This is a genomic window from Methylobacterium sp. E-045, assembly GCF_022829685.1.
GTDB lineage: Bacteria > Pseudomonadota > Alphaproteobacteria > Rhizobiales > Beijerinckiaceae > Methylobacterium.
Map to the genome: position 1 here is coordinate 1 of NZ_JAKSYE010000056.1, position 365 is coordinate 365.

Annotated in this window: 1 protein-coding gene; it reads left to right on the forward strand. The window is 73.4% G+C overall.

The window, feature by feature from the left end; all coding sequences use genetic code 11:
* Positions 1–39: 39 nt before the first annotated feature.
* Positions 40–365: AMP-binding protein (locus MKK51_RS07520; RefSeq protein ID WP_409565638.1), on the forward strand; the 326-nt coding region annotated here is incomplete at its 3' end.

The following is a 365-nucleotide window of genomic DNA, read 5'->3' on the forward strand; positions in this document are numbered from 1 at the left end:
CAGGGCAGCGCCCTCGACGGGCTGGCGCAAGAGGCCGGGATGCAAGAGTCCGGAATGGGAGAGGCCGGGATGGGGGAGGGGGCGACCCTGGACCCCTCCGCCCTCGACCTCTCGTCGGAGCCGGACACTGCCCCGTCCCGTGCGGCCCATCCGGAGCAGCTCGCCTACGTGATCTACACCTCCGGCTCCACCGGGACCCCCAAGGGCGTCGCCGTGGCGCACGGACCGCTGGCCCGGCATGTCCGCGCCACGGGGGCCGTCTACGGCACGAGCCGGGAGACCCGCGAACTCCACGTCCTGTCGATGAGCTTCGACGGGGCGCAGGAGCGCTGGATGGTGCCCCTGGCCTTCGGCGGCTGCGTCGT